The organism is Mucilaginibacter litoreus, assembly GCF_042676805.1.
In the GTDB taxonomy this organism is placed as follows: Bacteria; Bacteroidota; Bacteroidia; order Sphingobacteriales; family Sphingobacteriaceae; genus Mucilaginibacter; species Mucilaginibacter litoreus.
Genome location: NZ_JBHTHZ010000001.1, coordinates 496,343 through 513,582 on the forward strand (window position 1 = coordinate 496,343; position 17,240 = coordinate 513,582).

Genomic DNA, 17,240 nt, shown 5'->3' on the forward strand with positions numbered 1-17,240 from the left:
ATTAAATTAATTATTTGGTTGTTACTTCGCCAATAAGGTGCACCATTGTTTGCGGTGGGTTGGTATTGGCTGTAACGGTTATTTGCTTATCCTGTAAACCCATTTTTGCAGCGCTGTTAAACGTTACCTTAATTTCGCCATCGGCACCGGGCTGTATAGGTGTATTTGGCCATTCGGGTTTGGTACATCCGCAGGTAGCTACGGCATCTTTAATTATCAGCGGGGATTTACCGGTATTAGTAAACTTAAAAGCATAAGTAACCTTTTCGCCCTCCTTTATTTTCCCGAAATCATGCGTATCTTTTTCAAATTTCATTACCGGCGCGTTAGTAGCGCTTACGCTGGCAGTATCGGCAACGGCTGTTTTTGCCGATCCCTGGCTGGATTGGTTGCATGCGCTGAATAATAACCCCGCAGCAATTACACTTAAAAAAATATTTTTCATTTGATTACTCAATTAGTCCACGGCCTGTTTTACGTACTTTATTCTGTGCCTTAAGCTCAGCTAAAATCTTATCTAAGATACCGTTAATAAACGAATTACTTTTAGGCGTACTAAACTCCTTCGAGATCTCCAGGTATTCGTTTATAGTAACTTTGACCGGTATCGATGTAAAGTTAACAAATTCTACAATAGCCATCTTCATTAATAAAGTATCCATCATGGCTATACGGTCCGGCTCCCAGTTTTGGGTCTTTTCGGCAATAAGTTCCTGATATTGCGAGTCAAACCTGATGGTTTGCTCAAAAAGATTGATAATAAACTCGCGGTCCTCCACCCAGTTGGCACTTATATCAGCCAGTTGATTTTCTGCAAAGTTTTCTGAGGAAAAGTTTTTAAATGTTTTGGCAATAAGCGCCTGCAAGACCTCTTTATCAGTTGGCCAGTAAATAAACTTATCTTCAAAAACCTGCTCGGCTAATGACGATTTCAGGATAACTTTTTTGAAAATGAATTTAATGATATCCTTATCTGTCTGGATAGTATCATCTGTCTTAGCCAGGTATTCGGCGTATTCAGGAGAAGCTTTCAGGGTATTGAAAAGCGATTTGGCCAGTTCAGGATCAAAGGTCCAGTTAACTTTATATTTTCTTATACCGTTCAGGTAATCCTTATTATCTAATAAAGAAAGATAAAACCTGTTAGTAAGTATTTTTTGATTTACGTTAAGATCTTCTGCCGTTGGACGGTGCTTGTTGGCCCTTTCTTCTGCATCCCTTGAAGTATACTCTATAACTTCATTAATGAGCGATAGCATCCATATATACATTTCAAAAACCTGATCGATACTGTTTAACAGGTTTTTTTCATGCGATTTAATATCTTTTGTATTTGACTGATGAAACGCGTAAAGCGATTGTAACACTTTTACCCTAAGGTGCCTTCTGTTTAGCATTTTGTAAGAACGATTATAGTACCCTTTTTATGCGTACTGTTATGATAACTTTAATAGGTTGATTTTACTTTAATAGGTTGATTTTACTTTTTTTATATCTGCAATACGTTTTTCGGCAATTTTGTTTGCCGCTTCAATAGTAGAAATGTTTTCGAGCTTAGAAAGTTTTAAAACATTACGTGTGGCCTCATAAATATTTTCGGTAAGCTGCAATGTCCGTTTTTTGCTAAAGCCCATCAGTTCCGAATAGCAATTGATTATACCACCCGCATTAATTACATAGTCCGGCGCAAATAATATGCCTTTCTCCAGCAACATTTTACCATGCTCCTGCTCGTTACGCAACTGGTTATTGGCCGATCCGGCGATGATGCCGCATTTTAACTTCCCAATGGTTTCGGTATTAATGGTAGCACCTAATGCACATGGCGAATAAATATCAGCATCAATATCAAATATCGAGTTATTGGATACAGCTTCGGCGCCGTATTTTTTTGATACCTGGCGTGTGCGCTCGTCATTAATATCACTGATGTAAACCTTTGCGTTTTCATCGCGCAGCAGTTTCACCAGGTTTTCGCCTACATGGCCTATCCCTTGTACAATTACAGACCGTCCGGTGATATTATCGTTGCCATAAAGTTCTTTTACAGCTGCTTTTATACCCATAAACACGCCCTTTGCTGCCACGGGTGATGGGTCGCCGCTGCCGCCAAGGCTTTCAGGTATGCCGGTAACATGCTGTGTTTCCATACGGATGTACTCCATATCCCTGGGGTTAGTGCCTACATCCTCAGAGGTAATAAACTCACCGTTCAGGTTTTTTACATACCGCCCAAACTTGCGCATCATGGCTTCCGTCTTATCCCGGCGCGAATCGCCGATGATGACAGAGTAACCGCCCCCCATGTTAAGGCCTGCAATAGCACACTTATAGGTCATGCTTTTAGAAAGCCGCAGAACATCCTCAAGTGCATCCTGCTCCGAGCGGTAAGCCCACATCCTTGTACTGCCAAAAGCCGGCCCAAGCGTAGTATCATGTATAGCGATAATCGCCTTTAAACCAGTGTCCGGGTCGCCGCAAAAAACAACTTTTTGGTGCCCAAATGCATCAAGCTGATTAAATATACTATCGGTAGTTTGTTGTACGGGCATTTATTAGAAGTAAAATTACTCGGCACTGCAAAAGTATGTGTTTTTTTTATAGTGACAAGTATGTAAATTAAAGCTCTCCTAATCCTTTCCAACGGAGAGGCCTTTTATTAGCATCCTCTCTCCGCAGGATGGAAAGAGGGACGGCCCGAGGTAACGATGCCGGGGTGAGTAATCATGGTTGCTTTTAAATATAGCATACCGTACTTTTGGGCATTGCCATGAAAGAACTTGCCTACCTCAATAAATTTTTTTACAAATATAGCTGGCGATTAGTACCGGGTATATTGTTTGTAATAATATCCAACATTTTTGGGGTGCTGCCAGCACAGGTTATAAGGGTTGCTTTTGACCTGGTTACCGAAAATATAGGTGTTTATCAACTGTTTGCAGGTTTTAACAGGCAAAGCATGATCTATGATGTTTTTGGCTCAAGCTTACTATTATTCGGGATTTTAGTTTTGGTACTCGCCTTATTGCGCGGCCTGTTCCTGTTTTTTATGAGGCAAACTATTATCCTGATGTCTCGCCATATCGAGTTTGATCTTAAGAATGAGATCTACGCGCATTACCAGCTTCTTTCGCTTGCCTTTTACCGCCGCCACAACACCGGCGACCTGATGAACCGCGTAACCGAAGATGTAAGCCGTGTGCGCATGTATCTTGGGCCGGGCATTATGTATACCATTAACACGGTAATACTTTTTATTTTAGTGATATATGCCATGCTAACCGTTAATGTAAGGCTGGCTATATTTTCTGTTTTACCACTGCCGGTATTAGCGCTTATCATATTTTATGTAAACAACATTATTGAACACCGGAGCGAAAAGATCCAGCAGCGCTTATCCGGCCTTTCCAGTTTTGTACAGGAAAACTTTTCGGGCATCAGGGTAATCAGGTCTTACGTGCGCGAGGGCTTTGTGCGCAAAAAATTTGCAAACGAGAGCGACGATTATAAAACACAGAGCATGGCATTGGCCAGGGTACAGGCTGTATTTTTTCCGTCGATGCTTTTACTTATAGGGCTCAGCAACGTTATAACGCTTTATATTGGCGGCGTTGAAGTTATGAAAGGCAATATTACACCAGGTAACATCGCCGAGTTTATTGTTTACCTTAATATGCTTGCTTTCCCTGTAATATCGTTGGGCTGGGTAACATCTCTTATCCAGCGCGCCGCTGCTTCGCAAAAGCGCATTAACGAGTTTTTGCATCAAAAACCTGAGATCATATCACCCGTTGCACCAAACCATAAAGTTAATGGTAAAATTGCATTTGAGAACGTAACCTTTAAATACCCGGACACCGGTATCACCGCGTTAAAAAATGTATCTTTTTCTGTTAATCCGGGGGAAATGCTGGCCATCATAGGGCGCACAGGTTCGGGAAAATCAACCATCGCTAATTTAATTATGCGTATGTATGATGTAACCGGCGGGCAAATACTGGTTGATGATAAAACCATTCCATCTCTTAACCTGGATAATTATCGCTCACAAATTGGTTTTGTGCCCCAGGAAGTTTTCCTGTTTTCTGATAAAATATCACACAATATCGCGTTCAGCGCCGATGTACTGGATATGCCGCGCGTAGAACAAGCAGCTAAAGATGCCGCGGTTTACAATAACATCATTGAACTGGAAAATGGCTTTGATACCTTTATAGGTGAGAGAGGAGTAACCTTATCGGGCGGGCAAAAACAACGTGTAAGCATAGCAAGGGCTATAGTGAAACAACCACAGGTATTGATTTTTGACGACTGCCTTTCGGCAGTAGACACCCGTACTGAAGAGGAAATATTAAGTAACCTTGGCCGCATTATGTATGGAAAAACCAGTATCATAATTTCTCACAGGATATCTACTATCAAAAATGCCGATCAGATTTTAGTGCTTGATGAGGGCCAAATAATTGAACAGGGCACCCATGATAACCTGATGGATCTGAAGGGCGCTTATTATGACCTGTATGAAAAGCAACTGCTTGAAGAAGAGCAACAAATGTAACCACATACAACAATTACGCGTAAAAGTTTGAATAAAAGTTTAATTATTGCTAATAAATGCTTGCAATTGAAACACTTTTATATATATTTATGCCACCAAAACTATTACATCAGCAATTTTATGGGAGATTTTGATAACAGAGAGCGCGAAGAAGTTTACTCCAAGAAGGTTAGGGCCGGGAAGAGAACTTATTTTTTTGATGTTAAGGCTACCAGATCTAACGACTACTATGTGACTATCACAGAGAGTAAAAAGCGTTTGGAGGATGGCGTTTTCATTAAACACAAAATATTTTTATACAAAGAGGATTTTGAAAAATTTGCCGAAGGACTGAAAGACACGGTGGATTATATAAAAGAGCATCAGGATGTGGTTGAAAAGCGTTACGAGTTAACAGAAAGCGCTGATATTTCTACCAAGGCCGATGAAGATTTCTCTTTTTAATAAACAGATACACAACCTAAATTATACCTTATACCCGGCCTATCAGCCGGGTATTTTTTTTAAATCATTATATCTTTCAGCAGCACCATAGCTACGCTGAAATAAATGATAAGGCCGGTAACATCTACAAGCGTTGCCACAAACGGCGCTGAAGAAGCCGCAGGGTCGGCCCCCAGCTTTTTTAACACTAATGGCAACATAGAACCTGCCAGCGACCCCCAAAGCACCACCCCTACCAATGATATGCCTATGGTTATCCCTACCATCAGCCAGTGTATACCATAAATAGTAGTAAACATGCTGAACACAGCTATCCGCAAAAAACCGATTATGCCAAGTGTAACCCCAAGCATAAGGCCCGATATGATTTCCCGCCGCATTACCCGCCACCAATCGGCAATAGTTACTTCTCCCATTGCCATCGCCTGTATGATCAGGGTTGACGCCTGTGAGCCGCTGTTACCACCGCTTGAAATAATTAGTGGTATAAACAAGGCCAGTACAACCGCTTTCTCTATAGCATGCTCAAAAAAGCCCATGGCTGTTGCAGTAAGCATTTCCCCTAAAAATAATATGATCAGCCAGCCTACACGTTTTTTTACCAGCCTGAAAAGGTTGATATCCAGATAAGGCTCGTCTAAAGCCTCGGTACCCCCTATCTTCTGGATGTCCTCGGTATATTCTTCATTTGCCAACCAAAGTATATCATCTACTGTTACAATGCCCAGTAGTATATTTTCGCCATCAACTACCGGCAAAGCGGTACGGTTATTCATCCTGAAAACGTTTATCGCTTCCTCCTGAGGGTCATTAACATCCAGCGCTATCAGGCGGCCATCCATCAATTGGCTAACTTTAGTATCAGGGTCTACCAGTAATATATCTCGTATACGAATATCATCCAGCAACACACCATTGTCGCCAATTACGTAAATAACATCAATGGTTTCAGAGTTTTTGCCATACCTGCGAATATGAGACAGTACCCGGCTCACATCCCAGCTTTTACGAACGGTTACGTAATCGGGCGTCATCAAACGGCCTACGCTGTCTTCCTCATAACCTAATAACACCAATGCCTCTTTACGGTCGGCAGGTGATAAGTGAAGTATCAGCGTTTTAACAGCATCGCCATGCAGTTCGCTAAAAAAAGATGTGCGGTCGTCGGGTGGTAAACCAATTACTATCTCGCGTACCCGCTGGCCTGAAAGCTTTTTGATAATACGCTCCTGCGTAGGGAAATCAAGTATCCTGAAAACGTTTACGGCACGGTTAACAGAAAGGGTTTCTAAAAACAAAGGGCCATGTTCCGGAAGTTCGTCTATCAGTTCTTCAACGTCCGATATATTCAGGTTGTTCAAATATTCCTGCAACTGTTTGGGGTCATTCTGTTCCAGTAATAGTTCTATCTGCTCAACCATCTCTTCCATAAGCCTAAATGTTTACATGTTAATACTTGTTTTATGTGCGGATTTTCCGCTGGCAAAAGTCGTTTATTTTTTCAAATTACAAGGATTTTTTTGTGTTATCTTTGCGGCTTGAAAAAGACAGGTTGATTGAGTGCGTAGTTGATTGAGTGAATGGTTAAATTCATATATCAACATAACAACCGCCCTCCAGTCAGCTTAATCAACTAATAGCAAAACATGGGTTTACAATGTGGTATAGTGGGTTTGCCAAACGTAGGCAAGTCTACACTTTTTAACTGTTTATCAAATGCTAAGGCACAGGCGGCTAACTTCCCGTTTTGTACTATAGAGCCAAATGTAGGTGTAATTACCGTTCCGGATGAGCGCCTGACCAAACTTACCGAGATAGTAAATCCTAAAAACGTTGTACCGAACACTATTGAGATTGTTGACATTGCCGGTTTGGTAAAAGGTGCCAGCAAAGGCGAAGGCCTGGGTAACCAGTTTCTGGGAAACATCCGTGCTACAAATGCTATTATCCACGTACTGCGCTGCTTTGATAACGATAACGTGATACACGTTGATGGTTCTGTAGACCCGATACGCGACAAAGAGATCATCGACACCGAATTACAACTGAAAGATCTTGAATCGATAGATAAAAAGATACAGAAGGTTGAAAAGATGGCTAAAACCGGCGGTGATAAAGAAGCTAAAAAAGCTTATGAAATTGCACTCGTGTATAAAAACCATCTGTTAGCGGGCAAATCGGCACGTACTGCACCTGTTGCCGAAGAGGATAAAGAATATATAGCCGACCTGTACCTGCTTACCGCTAAACCGGTATTGTACGTATGTAACGTAGACGAAGCATCTGTTAACACAGGCAATGCTTATGTAGAAAAGGTGCGTGAGGCGGTTAAGGAAGAAAACGCAGAGGTTTTGATCATCTCCGCACAGATAGAGTCGGAAATATCACAGCTGGAAACTTACGAGGAGCGCCAGATGTTCCTGGATGATTTAGGCCTGACCGAATCGGGCGTTAACAAGCTGATTAAAGCCGCTTACAAATTGTTAAACCTGGCTACTTACTTCACAGCAGGTGTACAGGAAGTACGCGCGTGGACCATTACACAGGGCTTTACCGCACCGCAGGCAGCCGGCGTTATCCATACCGATTTTGAGAAAGGGTTTATCCGCGCTGAAGTAATTAAATACGAAGATTTTGTTAAGTATAACGGCTCTGAAGCTGCTATTAAAGAAGCCGGTAAAATGGGGGTAGAAGGTAAAACCTATGTGGTAGAAGATGGGGACATTATGCACTTTAGGTTTAATGTTTAATAACTTTATAATTAAAAATCGAATTATGAACGTCTAATTACAAATATTGAACAGAAAACCCTTCAAAATTTTACATTCGGGATTCATCATTCAATATTACATAAGAAAAGCCCCGATTGGGGCTTTTCTTTTATCGTTCATTTTCCGGGAAGTCTGCCCCGAAGGTCAAATCCTTATATTCTTCAAAATTTTGCTTAAGCATATCCAGCTTCTCGTTGGCCATATTGTAAGCCATCTCGCCAAGTAGCAACCTGAGTTTTGTATCACCAGATTCTACGGCATCAATTATAGCCTGTGAGCCGCGTACAGGGTCGCCAACCTGTTTACCGCTGCTTTCTAAACTGGCTGCCATGCGTTTGCCAATAGTTTCTTTATAATCATCTAACTGAGTCTCTGTCCGCGCGGTTGAACGGCCCGCCCAGTCGGTACGGAAAGGCCCGGGCTCTACTATCAGCACCTTAATACCTAAAGACGCCACTTCCTGCGATAGCGACTCGGATAGTCCCTCAACAGCAAATTTTGTAGCATGATAAAAACCGGTAGCCATAAAAGCGCGCAGCCCGCCAATGGATGAGAAATTAACAATGTGCCCCTTGCGGTTTTTGCGCATACCTGGCAGCACAGCCTGTGTCATAGCCACCAAACCAAAAAAGTTGGTTTCAAACTGTGCACGAATTTTCTCTTCCTCTCCCTCCTCTATACTGGTAAAATAGCCGTAGCCTGCGTTGTTTACCAGTACATCTATTTTACCAAACTTTTCCTCTGTCCGTTTAACAGCATCAGCTACTTGCGCTTTATCTGTAACGTCAAGTTGCAATACCAGGGAGTTGTCTTCATTTCCCTTTGCAAGGTCTTTGATCTTTTCTGTATCGCGGGCCGTGATAACTACATTATAATTTTTATCTAACAGCAGTTTAACCAGTTCGCGCCCAAACCCGGTAGAACATCCGGTTATAAACCAAACTGGTGTATTTGTATTTTCCATTTGTATTAACTTAGTGTTATCATAAAACCAGTTTTGCAATATAGAGTTTGCTTTTATCTGGTATGTTTTGTCAACCAAGTATCATAAACCCTATTATGTTATAACTTGTAAATTCTTTATGGCCTAAATCTCGTTAGTTATATATAAATCAAGGATATTAATAATCATGATAAGAAAATCAGTAACGTTTATATTAGGTGTAATTCTTTCTTTTTCGGCATTTGCCGGTACCGGGATAAAAGCATCAACCAAGCCTGCCAAGCTCGATACGGCAACATTTGCTACCGGTTGCTTTTGGTGTACCGAAGCCAAATTTCAGCAATTAAAAGGTGTTAAAAGTGTTACTTCCGGCTTTACGGGCGGTAATGTCGCCAACCCGTCTTACAGGTTGGTTTGCACAGGTACTACCGGCCATGCCGAGGCATGTAACATTGTCTACGATCCAGCAGTGATTAGCTATGACGAACTATTGGAAGCCTTTTTTGTGGCCCATGATCCTACTCAGCTTAACCGCCAGGGCAATGATGTTGGCACACAGTACCGCTCGGCCATATTTTATCATAACGCTACACAAAAGCAGAAAGCCGACTACTATATCAGTAAGTTAAACGCCGAAAAGGTCTACAAAAACAAAATAGTTACTCAGGTGGCACCCTTCAAGGTATTTTATAAGGCCGAAGATTACCACCAAAACTACTTTAACCAAAACGGCAGCCAACCCTATTGTAAATATGTAATACAACCCGAGCTGGAAAAATTTAAAAAAGTATTCAAGAACAAAATAAAAACTAAATGAAAAAGATAACACTGGTTGTTTCTTTAATTTTTGCGGTTACTACGGCATTTTCGCAGCAATTGAAGACAAATAAAGGCCATGCTAATAATCCATATTACTCCAATACAGATACCCGGCATTTGAATGTATCTAATGCAGAGTGGAAAAAGATTTTACCACCGGCTTTATATGCCACCGCACGCGAGCAGGCTACCGAGCGCCCTTTTACAGGGAAATTTTGGAATGCCAATGCAAAGGGTACTTATTACTGTGCTGTTTGCGGTAACAAGCTATTTCGCTCTGACGCTAAATTTGCAAGTGATTGTGGCTGGCCAAGCTTTTTTGAACCATCACGCAAAAATGCTGTGTTGTACAAGCAAGACCATTCTGTAGGGATGGATCGTATTGAAGTGATTTGCGCCCGTTGCGACTCGCACCTGGGACATATTTTTGACGATGGCCCGCCGCCTACAGGTAAAAGATATTGCATGAATTCCGTTTCGCTGGATTTTCAGCCGGATGGCTTTGGGAAATAACCAGTACTGAAAGGAAGGATTTTTTAATAACCCCTCTCCACCCTCTTTGCGTGTGCGGTAAGAGGGTGGTTTAGTGGAGGGAAGACCGGGTGAGTCAGTAAACTACATTTCTGTATCCGTTTCTTCTTTTGGCTCCCAAAGCTCTATCATGTTGCCTTCCGGATCAAGCACGTGTATGAATTTGCCATAATCATAATCCGCTATCTCATCAACAATGGTCACGTTTTCTTTTTTAAGCTCATCAACCAGTGCAGAAAGATTTTCCACACGGTAATTGATCATAAAAGGCTTGGTTGAAGGATTAAAGTATTTGGTATCCTGCGGGAATGTGCTCCAGGTTGTTGATCCTTTTCGCGACGGATTATCGGCTTCCCTCCACTCAAACGTTGTCCCATAATCGCTGGTTGGCAGCCCAAGGTTTTTAGCGTACCATTCGTTCATTGCTTTCGGGTTATCGCATTTAAAAAAAATGCCACCAAGGCCGGTTACCTTTTTCATATTTAATATTGTTGTAAGTTGAGATTGAAGTTATATAAATTAAATCATTATAAATGCCAGTTGCGATAGCATTTAAAATATTTTTTAGCTTTTCACTGGTACCAAATAAAAACGGCCGCAATTGCGGCCGTTTTTATTTGGGTTATATTTAAATTATTTAGAGGCTGAAACCTGCATTGGGTTAATACCACTTGACTGGCCACGCACCGGCCCGCCTGTTTTTTGTTTAAACAGTTGGAATTTTGATGGTTCGGGCATTTTACCCCAGTAATTGTTACTCTCATCAATATCGGCGGTCTCGCGCATTGGGTCGAGTTTGATAGAAGCTACTTCCTTATCGTGGATATAGAATTTTGAAGCTGTCTTCTCATTCAATCTCCATATCTGTACAGGTATACGGTCTACCCACTTGGTTCCGTCTTTAAAAGTAAACTCAACTATAATAGGCATCACCAAACCACCTTTGTTGGTAAAGTTCAACTCGTAAAAATATTTACTGTTATATTTAGCTTTATCGGCATCGTTCAATGGCTCTACATAAGCATCAGGTGCCGGCTGAGCTTTAACCATAGCTTCGAATTTAGCTGTATCTACCTTAACCATGCCCCTGTCATACTTCCAGTAAAAATCATGAGTTGCGGTATCAAGATCTGTTTCAAACCTGATATTTTTATCAGTACGGTTACGTACTTTAGATATATCCTCAAAATCGTTAACCGCAGGTGGTGCAACCTTAGCAGCGCCACGTTGCCTCATTGCAGGTAGTTTAGCGTCAACGTCAGCTTTGGCATATTTAACAGAGTCCAGAGAAATATCAACAGGGTCGGTACCGTAGAACCATCCTCTCCAGAACCAATCCAGGTCCTCACCACTGGCATCTTCCATAGTACGGAAAAGGTCGGCAGGTGTGGGATGTTTAAATGCCCAGCGGCGTGCATACTCTTTAAAGGCATAATCAAACAGTTTGCGGCCCATAATGGTCTCGCGCAGGATGTTTAAAGCTGTAGCAGGTTTAGAGTATGCGTTAGGGCCAAAGCGAACTATATTCTCAGAATTGGTCATGGTTGGCTCCAATTCGTTTTTTGGCAATTTCATATAGTCAACAATGGTATAGGCCGCTCCTTTTTTGCTTGGGAATTTGTTATCCCAACGCTCTTCGGTTAGGTATTCAACAAACGAGTTAAGGCCTTCGTCCATCCATGTCCACTGGCGTTCGTCGCTGTTAACAATCATCGGGAAGAAGTTGTGGCCAACTTCATGAATGATTACGCCGATCATACCATTTTTAGTGCTTTCACTGTAAGTCCCGTCCTTTTCGGTACGGCCGTAGTTAAAGCATATCATAGGATACTCCATACCGTTTGATGCCTCTACAGACTGTGCAACAGGGTATGGATAAGGGATAGAAAAATCTGAATAAGTTTTGATGGTATGCGCTACCAGGCGGGTTGAGTATTTGCTATACAGGTTATAAGCCTCTTTACCATAGTAACTCATACACATAGTATTGTGGCCGCCTACCTTTACGCCCATCGCATCCCAAACAAATTTACGGGATGATCCCCATGCAAAATCGCGAACATTGTTAGCCTGAAAAACCCAGGTTTTTTTAGCGGTAGCCGGTGCTTTTTCTGCCGCTTTGGCTTCTGCAAGGGTAACAATCTCAACCGGCGTTGCAGATGTTTTTGCTTTAGTATAGCGGGCCAGCTTTGCAGGGCTCAGCACAGCGCTGTAATTGATACATTCGCCGGTAGCGCCAACAACGTGGTCTGCAGGAACGGTCATTTGTACATGGAAGTTACCAAAGGTTAAGGCAAACTCTCCACGGCCTGTAAACTGATGGTTTTGCCACCCCTGAAAATCGCTGTAAACGCAAAGACGAGGGTACCATTGTGTCATGGTGAACAGGTAGTTACCATCCTCCGGGAAAAACTCATACCCTCCGCGACCGCCAACGGTCATACGGTCGGTTATTTTATAGTTCCAGTCAACATTAAATACAAACTGGGCACCTGGTTTTAATGGCGCAGGCAAATCTATACGCATCATGGTTTTGTTGATGGTATAGCTCAGTTTTTTACCAGTTGCATCGGTAAGACGGGTTATCACATCACCAAGGCCATTATCTGCATCTCCGTTACGGGCAGCATTTCTGTCTACATTTTGGGTGGTTGTGGCCCGAGGCATACCAGAGCTGCTTTGGTAACCGGAGTTATTAATGCTGCTATGCTCGTTCTCATCCAACTGCAGCCAGATATAGGTTAACGGGTCTGGCGAGTTATTATAGTAAGTAATTGTTTCAGAGCCGGTAAGCTTCAGGTTTTTTTCATCAAGTTCGCACTTGATGTTATAATCGGCACGTTGCTGCCAGTATTTAGCACCTGGGGCGCCGCTCGCAGTCCGCTGTTCATTGGGCGTACTTAAAATTGTGCCTAACTGCTCAAACTTGTTACCGTGGTTACTGCCCGGATTGTTTTGTATATTTTGTGCCAGGGCCGCACTACATATACTTGCTGAAAGAAGAAAGCTGGTAAAAATTCGCTTCATTTATATGTGGTTTAAAAATCAAATTTAAATTAATTTGGCAACCTTTCAAGCGCCATTTGTACAGATAACGCAAAAACACCTGCCGAAATAAAAAACACCCAATCGCGACGGGTTACACGCAGCATATTATTAAACAGCGAGGCCAGTAATAATACAATGGCAACTACTACAATCTGCCCTGCTTCGAGCCCCAGGTTAAAGCCAAAAAGCCCCCAGCCTATGGTTTGGTCTTGCGCTAACATGATACGTATACTGTTGGCAAACCCCATTCCGTGTATCAACCCAAAAAACAGGGCCAGCCAGTAATTTACATTTACGCCGCCGTTTTTTTCATTTACCCGCCAAAGGTTATTTATTGCCGTTATAAATATGGTGCATGGTATTAAAAATTCTACCCATTTGCCTGGAAACCTGATCACATCCAACACGCTTAAAGCCAGGGTAAGCGAGTGGCCAATGGTAAAGGCTGTTATCAATATCAACACCTGTTTAACATTTTTAAGTGTATAAACCGATGCAAGCGCGAGTATGAACAATTGATGGTCTAAAGCATCGGTACTGATAATGTGTTTCCATCCCAGTCCGAAATAAAAACCAATATCAGACATAATATTTATTTAATGAAAGCGTAAATTTAACAGCTTTTAGCTATAAATAAATTGTACAGCCGCTATGACTGCTTTTTTAAGTAAATCTCTATTATATTGTTACATTATTACCGGCCTTTTTACTGTAAAGCCTGTATTCCATCCTTTGCATGTCAGTACTACCGATGTAAGCTTTAACAGCAGCGACAAACAAATGGAAGTAATATGCACAATTTTTACTGATGATTTTGAAGATGCGCTTGAAAAACAATTTCATACCAAAGTTGATCTAAGCCGAGAGGATATGCACAAAGCAATGGATGTACTTGTAAAAAACTATATTAACAGCCACTTACAATTAAAAGCTAATACTGCCGCGCTGCCCTTGAATTACCTGGGTTTCGAGATCAACAGGGAGGCGGTTAATATTTATCTGGAATCGGCAAAAATAAATACACCCAAGAGCATTGATGCGCAGGTTACCTTACTACAGAGCCTTTATGCCGATCAATTGAACATTGTACACATGACGGTTAACGGCACCCGTAAAAGCACCCGGCTTGACGCCCCTGCAAAACAGGTTACTCAGAGTTTTTGATGCCTTAAACCTAAATTCAAATTATCGGCTTAATAATCCCTTAGACGTGCTGATTATTAATACCGCCTGAGATTACACCTGCAAAGTAATGCGCCTACTTTAAACAAGGGAACAACAAATTTTACCCGCCACCATAAAGCAGGTACCTGGCTTACGTCTGGACCCACGCGCTGTACTTACGGTAATACAAACCGGCACCGCATATTAAAGGTGGCATTAATTTAAAGGCAAAAAACAGTTTACGATTTTGAAAATTTCAATTGAACATTACTGAAAAAACATGCGTGTCAATTTCATATTCATAATTGACTGAATAACCGTAGTAGCTACAAATTTTACGTACCATGGCCAAACCCAGGCCGGTACCCTGTGATCCGCTCCCTTTTTTGAACCGCTCAAATAACTGTCGTTCATTAAGGTTTCCGCGTGGGCCGCTGTTCTTAATAATCAGATAATCCTTTGTAAGCTTAATAACTATATGACCATGAGCATGGTTATGGCGAATAGCGTTGCTTAAAAGGTTGTTCAGCATGATATCGATAAGATATTTACTGGCAATGATCTCGCAGTAAACCAGTTCATGTTGCAAACTGAGTTGCTTACTCTGCATAAGCTCCTGAAACTGGCTGATTTTCTGAAAAATCAGGGCTTCAAGATCAATTGACTCCTGCTCATTGATAAGCTGGTTTTCTAACTTGATCAATAATAAAAGAGATTGGTTAAGCCTTGCCGACCGGCTGATGGAGGTATAAATATCATTTATCTGTTCCAGTTGCACCGCGTTTAACGATTCGTCCTGTATCAGGATATCCAATTTGGTGGTCGCTACGGCAAGCGGGGTCATTAATTCATGTGAGGCGTTCTCGGTAAATTGTTTTAGGCTTTGGTAATCTTCTTTTACCCGTGCGGCCATTTCATAAATAGCCCGGTTAAGTTCGGCAAACTCATCTACTTTACTATCAATAATCTCGAAACGGGGCACTTCAGATACATTGAACATCTTTACTTGTTGCAACGTTTGAAAGAATGGACGCCATAAACCGGTAAGCACATATTTGTTGATCACAAAAAGGCTTATCACAAGGCAGGTAATCAATATCAACGTAATAATGCCGATGACACCAATCAATTCGTGCGTGCCTTCACGTGAATTTGTAATAGTAACCAGGTAATTTTGCCCGTTAACTTTAATGATATCCTGTACAGACCTTGCCGGCTCTGGCCTTTTTTCATACAGATTAAAATAGACCGTATCATAGTATCGCCTGGCAAACACAGCCTGGCCGGTACTTTCGAAAATAACGTGGTCTTTATCCTCATCATATTGCTGTGGAGATACGCCTGATCGTGCATACTCTTCGGCTTCATAAAGGGCTTGAGTAAGACTTTTATCCAGTTGTCTAACAGCTATATATTGAATTGCAAAGTAATAGATCACTCCCCCTATAAAAAGCACCATCAAACTGGTTAGTATACCAGCTTTATTATAATGTGCAGACAGTTTCATTTAGCGGTGAATTTGTAGCCTATACCGTAAACAGACCGCAGATAATCGTGGCAACTCGCATCTAAAAGTTTTTTACGCAGATTTTTGATATGGGTATAAATAAACTCATAATTATCATGCATATCCATTTCATCACCCCACAAGTGTTCAGCTATTGCGCCCTTAGAAATCACCCTGTCTTTGTTGGCTATAAAGTATAAAAGCATGTCAAATTCCTTTTTGGTTAGTATAACCACATTTTCATTAACGGCTACAGTGCGTGCCATCAGGTCTATACTTATTTCATTAAATGTCAACTGGTTATGGGTACTCATTAACTTTCTTCTGAAAACTGCCATTAAACGCGCTTTCATCTCCGCCAGATGAAAGGGTTTAGTAAGGTAATCGTCTGCTCCAAAGTTCAGCCCATTGATCTTATCATCCAGAGAATTACGCGCGGAAATGATAATTACCGATTCTTTTTTATTGTGTTTCTTCAGATAATCTAAAATTTCAAAACCTTCCCCATCTGGCAGGCCGATATCCAGCAGGATGCAGTCGTACTCGTAATTAGCCAGTTTATCTGTAGCGGCAGAAAGGTTGTTACTGCTCTCACAAATATTACCGTCCACATTTAAATAACCCGTGATATTTTCACGCAGTCCTTTTTCATCTTCAATTACCAGGATTTTCAACGGTGCTTTTTATCAAATATAACCATCAAATTTGAAGATAGTCTGTAGTAAAATAGGTGCTTCAGTTTTTCTTCAATATTACTGTATAACTTAGGTTTCAAATAGCATTCTGATTATGACCCTGATCGAGCCTATACGCCAAAACCCGCAGCATACCAAAAAATACTCTTCGCCGTTGCGTTTATGGCATTGGGGCAATGCCCTGGTTATTTGCGGATCGCTGATCACGGTGTTGATTAATTCTACGTTATCTGATCGCATTAACATTACGAAAGTAGTACAAAATGAGTTGAACCATGGCGGAATTACTGTTTCGGCCAAACAGGCCGGTTCAATTAGCCATACGCTGAGCGGCCAGGTTTGGAAAATACACGCTTATTTTGGCTATGCACTTGCCGGCTTGTTATTATTAAGGTTGGTAATGGAATTTTTCCAGCAGGCAGATCAAAAGTTGATACGCAAAATAAAAGCAGCTTATTACCATTATAAAGCAACAAAAGCAAACCGTAAACTTTACCAACACGAGCTAACGGTTAAAACAATCTATGCAGTATTTTACTTGCTGCTTATCATAATGGCAATTACCGGCTTGTTTCTGGCTTTTGAGGACTTACTGGCACCGTATAAGGCTATCCGCCATACTGTAAAAGAAATACATGGTTTTTGCATGTACTTCATCATCGCCTTTATTGTGATACACCTCATAGGTGTTTACCTGGCAGAACGAAGAGGCAGCGCTGGCATTGTATCAGACATGATCAACGGCGGTAAAGCCTGAACA

17 protein-coding genes are annotated in these 17,240 nt (G+C 41.6%); 7 read left to right on the forward strand and 10 right to left on the reverse strand.

Annotated elements, in window-relative coordinates; translation table 11 throughout:
* Positions 1 to 10: 10 nt before the first annotated feature.
* From ACFQZX_RS02365 to ACFQZX_RS02375, 3 genes are all read right to left on the reverse strand, one after another.
* Positions 11 to 445, reverse strand: coding sequence for a DUF1573 domain-containing protein (locus tag ACFQZX_RS02365; protein ID WP_377111020.1), 435 nt, complete (start codon positions 443 to 445; stop codon positions 11 to 13).
* 4 nt (positions 446 to 449) lie between these two features.
* Entirely contained in the window at positions 450 to 1,397 is a 948-nt protein-coding gene (nusB, locus tag ACFQZX_RS02370) for a transcription antitermination factor NusB (protein WP_377111021.1), read from the reverse strand.
* A 69-nt stretch (positions 1,398 to 1,466) separates the two neighbouring features.
* Positions 1,467 to 2,552 (reverse strand): Glu/Leu/Phe/Val family dehydrogenase, encoded by a 1,086-nt coding sequence (locus ACFQZX_RS02375; protein WP_377111022.1) that lies wholly within the window; start codon positions 2,550 to 2,552, stop codon positions 1,467 to 1,469.
* A 218-nt stretch (positions 2,553 to 2,770) separates the two neighbouring features.
* On the opposite strand from ACFQZX_RS02375, the gene ACFQZX_RS02380 reads away from it, so the two are divergent.
* Positions 2,771 to 4,558: an ABC transporter ATP-binding protein gene (locus ACFQZX_RS02380; protein WP_377111023.1), complete on the forward strand. Its 1,788-nt coding sequence runs from the start codon at positions 2,771 to 2,773 to the stop codon at positions 4,556 to 4,558.
* A 120-nt stretch (positions 4,559 to 4,678) separates the two neighbouring features.
* Entirely contained in the window at positions 4,679 to 5,002 is a 324-nt protein-coding gene (locus ACFQZX_RS02385; RefSeq protein ID WP_377111024.1) for a DUF3276 family protein, read from the forward strand.
* A 59-nt stretch (positions 5,003 to 5,061) separates the two neighbouring features.
* Here the strand turns inward: ACFQZX_RS02385 and mgtE are convergent, their stop codons facing one another.
* Positions 5,062 to 6,432, reverse strand: a complete 1,371-nt coding sequence (gene mgtE, locus ACFQZX_RS02390) for a magnesium transporter (protein ID WP_377111025.1) — start codon at positions 6,430 to 6,432, stop codon at positions 5,062 to 5,064.
* A 216-nt stretch (positions 6,433 to 6,648) separates the two neighbouring features.
* On the opposite strand from mgtE, the gene ychF reads away from it, so the two are divergent.
* Complete coding sequence (gene ychF / locus ACFQZX_RS02395; RefSeq protein WP_377111026.1) at positions 6,649 to 7,752, forward strand: redox-regulated ATPase YchF; 1,104 nt, start codon at positions 6,649 to 6,651, stop codon at positions 7,750 to 7,752.
* A 130-nt stretch (positions 7,753 to 7,882) separates the two neighbouring features.
* Here ychF and ACFQZX_RS02400 read toward each other — a convergent pair whose 3' ends face one another.
* Complete coding sequence (locus ACFQZX_RS02400) at positions 7,883 to 8,737, reverse strand: oxidoreductase (RefSeq protein WP_377111027.1); 855 nt, start codon at positions 8,735 to 8,737, stop codon at positions 7,883 to 7,885.
* 166 nt (positions 8,738 to 8,903) lie between these two features.
* Here ACFQZX_RS02400 and msrA point away from each other — a divergent pair, with 166 nt between their 5' ends.
* Together msrA and msrB are read left to right on the forward strand one after the other, a co-directional pair.
* Complete coding sequence (msrA, locus tag ACFQZX_RS02405) at positions 8,904 to 9,533, forward strand: peptide-methionine (S)-S-oxide reductase MsrA (RefSeq protein ID WP_377111028.1); 630 nt, start codon at positions 8,904 to 8,906, stop codon at positions 9,531 to 9,533.
* The gene (gene msrB, locus ACFQZX_RS02410) at positions 9,530 to 10,048 is read left to right on the forward strand and encodes a peptide-methionine (R)-S-oxide reductase MsrB (protein ID WP_377111029.1); all 519 of its coding nucleotides are present in this window, start codon (positions 9,530 to 9,532) and stop codon (positions 10,046 to 10,048) included. Before msrA ends, msrB begins: the two co-directional genes overlap by 4 nt.
* A 102-nt stretch (positions 10,049 to 10,150) precedes the next feature.
* Here msrB and ACFQZX_RS02415 read toward each other — a convergent pair whose 3' ends face one another.
* The 3 genes from ACFQZX_RS02415 to ACFQZX_RS02425 form a co-directional block, all read right to left on the reverse strand.
* Positions 10,151 to 10,546 carry a VOC family protein gene (locus ACFQZX_RS02415; RefSeq protein ID WP_377111030.1) on the reverse strand — a complete coding sequence of 132 codons (396 nt, stop codon included), beginning with the start codon at positions 10,544 to 10,546 and terminating at the stop codon, positions 10,151 to 10,153.
* A gap of 153 nt (positions 10,547 to 10,699) precedes the next feature.
* Complete coding sequence (locus tag ACFQZX_RS02420) at positions 10,700 to 13,093, reverse strand: M1 family metallopeptidase (RefSeq protein WP_377111031.1); 2,394 nt, start codon at positions 13,091 to 13,093, stop codon at positions 10,700 to 10,702.
* Between the two features lie 29 nt (positions 13,094 to 13,122).
* Positions 13,123 to 13,701 carry a HupE/UreJ family protein gene (locus tag ACFQZX_RS02425; protein WP_377111032.1) on the reverse strand — a complete coding sequence of 193 codons (579 nt, stop codon included), beginning with the start codon at positions 13,699 to 13,701 and terminating at the stop codon, positions 13,123 to 13,125.
* A 64-nt stretch (positions 13,702 to 13,765) separates the two neighbouring features.
* Here ACFQZX_RS02425 and ACFQZX_RS02430 point away from each other — a divergent pair, with 64 nt between their 5' ends.
* Entirely contained in the window at positions 13,766 to 14,278 is a 513-nt protein-coding gene (locus ACFQZX_RS02430; RefSeq protein WP_377111033.1) for a DUF6702 family protein, read from the forward strand.
* A 256-nt stretch (positions 14,279 to 14,534) separates the two neighbouring features.
* Here ACFQZX_RS02430 and ACFQZX_RS02435 read toward each other — a convergent pair whose 3' ends face one another.
* Together ACFQZX_RS02435 and ACFQZX_RS02440 are read right to left on the reverse strand one after the other, a co-directional pair.
* A complete protein-coding gene (locus ACFQZX_RS02435) occupies positions 14,535 to 15,785 on the reverse strand; it encodes a sensor histidine kinase (RefSeq protein ID WP_377111034.1) in 1,251 nt (416 codons plus the stop codon).
* Positions 15,782 to 16,459: a response regulator transcription factor gene (locus tag ACFQZX_RS02440; RefSeq protein ID WP_377111035.1), complete on the reverse strand. Its 678-nt coding sequence runs from the start codon at positions 16,457 to 16,459 to the stop codon at positions 15,782 to 15,784. The genes ACFQZX_RS02435 and ACFQZX_RS02440 overlap by 4 nt, the downstream gene beginning before the upstream one ends.
* 115 nt (positions 16,460 to 16,574) lie before the next feature.
* On the opposite strand from ACFQZX_RS02440, the gene ACFQZX_RS02445 reads away from it, so the two are divergent.
* Positions 16,575 to 17,237: a cytochrome b/b6 domain-containing protein gene (locus tag ACFQZX_RS02445; protein WP_377111036.1), complete on the forward strand. Its 663-nt coding sequence runs from the start codon at positions 16,575 to 16,577 to the stop codon at positions 17,235 to 17,237.
* Positions 17,238 to 17,240: the final 3 nt, after the last annotated feature.

Bases quoted from the DNA above. Each gene is read 5' to 3' on its own strand.
- ACFQZX_RS02435 (WP_377111034.1), bottom strand. From the start codon at position 15,785: ATGAAACTGTCTGCACATTATAATAAAGCTGGTATACTAACCAGTTTG.
- ACFQZX_RS02430 (WP_377111033.1), top strand. From the start codon at position 13,766: ATGACTGCTTTTTTAAGTAAATCTCTATTATATTGTTACATTATTACC.
- ACFQZX_RS02420 (WP_377111031.1), bottom strand. From the start codon at position 13,093: ATGAAGCGAATTTTTACCAGCTTTCTTCTTTCAGCAAGTATATGTAGT.
- ACFQZX_RS02365 (WP_377111020.1), bottom strand. From the start codon at position 445: ATGAAAAATATTTTTTTAAGTGTAATTGCTGCGGGGTTATTATTCAGC.
- ACFQZX_RS02375 (WP_377111022.1), bottom strand. From the start codon at position 2,552: ATGCCCGTACAACAAACTACCGATAGTATATTTAATCAGCTTGATGCA.
- msrA (WP_377111028.1), top strand. From the start codon at position 8,904: ATGATAAGAAAATCAGTAACGTTTATATTAGGTGTAATTCTTTCTTTT.
- ACFQZX_RS02400 (WP_377111027.1), bottom strand. From the start codon at position 8,737: ATGGAAAATACAAATACACCAGTTTGGTTTATAACCGGATGTTCTACC.
- mgtE (WP_377111025.1), bottom strand. From the start codon at position 6,432: ATGGAAGAGATGGTTGAGCAGATAGAACTATTACTGGAACAGAATGAC.
- ACFQZX_RS02425 (WP_377111032.1), bottom strand. From the start codon at position 13,701: ATGTCTGATATTGGTTTTTATTTCGGACTGGGATGGAAACACATTATC.
- ACFQZX_RS02415 (WP_377111030.1), bottom strand. From the start codon at position 10,546: ATGAAAAAGGTAACCGGCCTTGGTGGCATTTTTTTTAAATGCGATAAC.
- ACFQZX_RS02385 (WP_377111024.1), top strand. From the start codon at position 4,679: ATGGGAGATTTTGATAACAGAGAGCGCGAAGAAGTTTACTCCAAGAAG.
- nusB (WP_377111021.1), bottom strand. From the start codon at position 1,397: ATGCTAAACAGAAGGCACCTTAGGGTAAAAGTGTTACAATCGCTTTAC.
- ACFQZX_RS02380 (WP_377111023.1), top strand. From the start codon at position 2,771: ATGAAAGAACTTGCCTACCTCAATAAATTTTTTTACAAATATAGCTGG.
- ychF (WP_377111026.1), top strand. From the start codon at position 6,649: ATGGGTTTACAATGTGGTATAGTGGGTTTGCCAAACGTAGGCAAGTCT.
- msrB (WP_377111029.1), top strand. From the start codon at position 9,530: ATGAAAAAGATAACACTGGTTGTTTCTTTAATTTTTGCGGTTACTACG.
- ACFQZX_RS02445 (WP_377111036.1), top strand. From the start codon at position 16,575: ATGACCCTGATCGAGCCTATACGCCAAAACCCGCAGCATACCAAAAAA.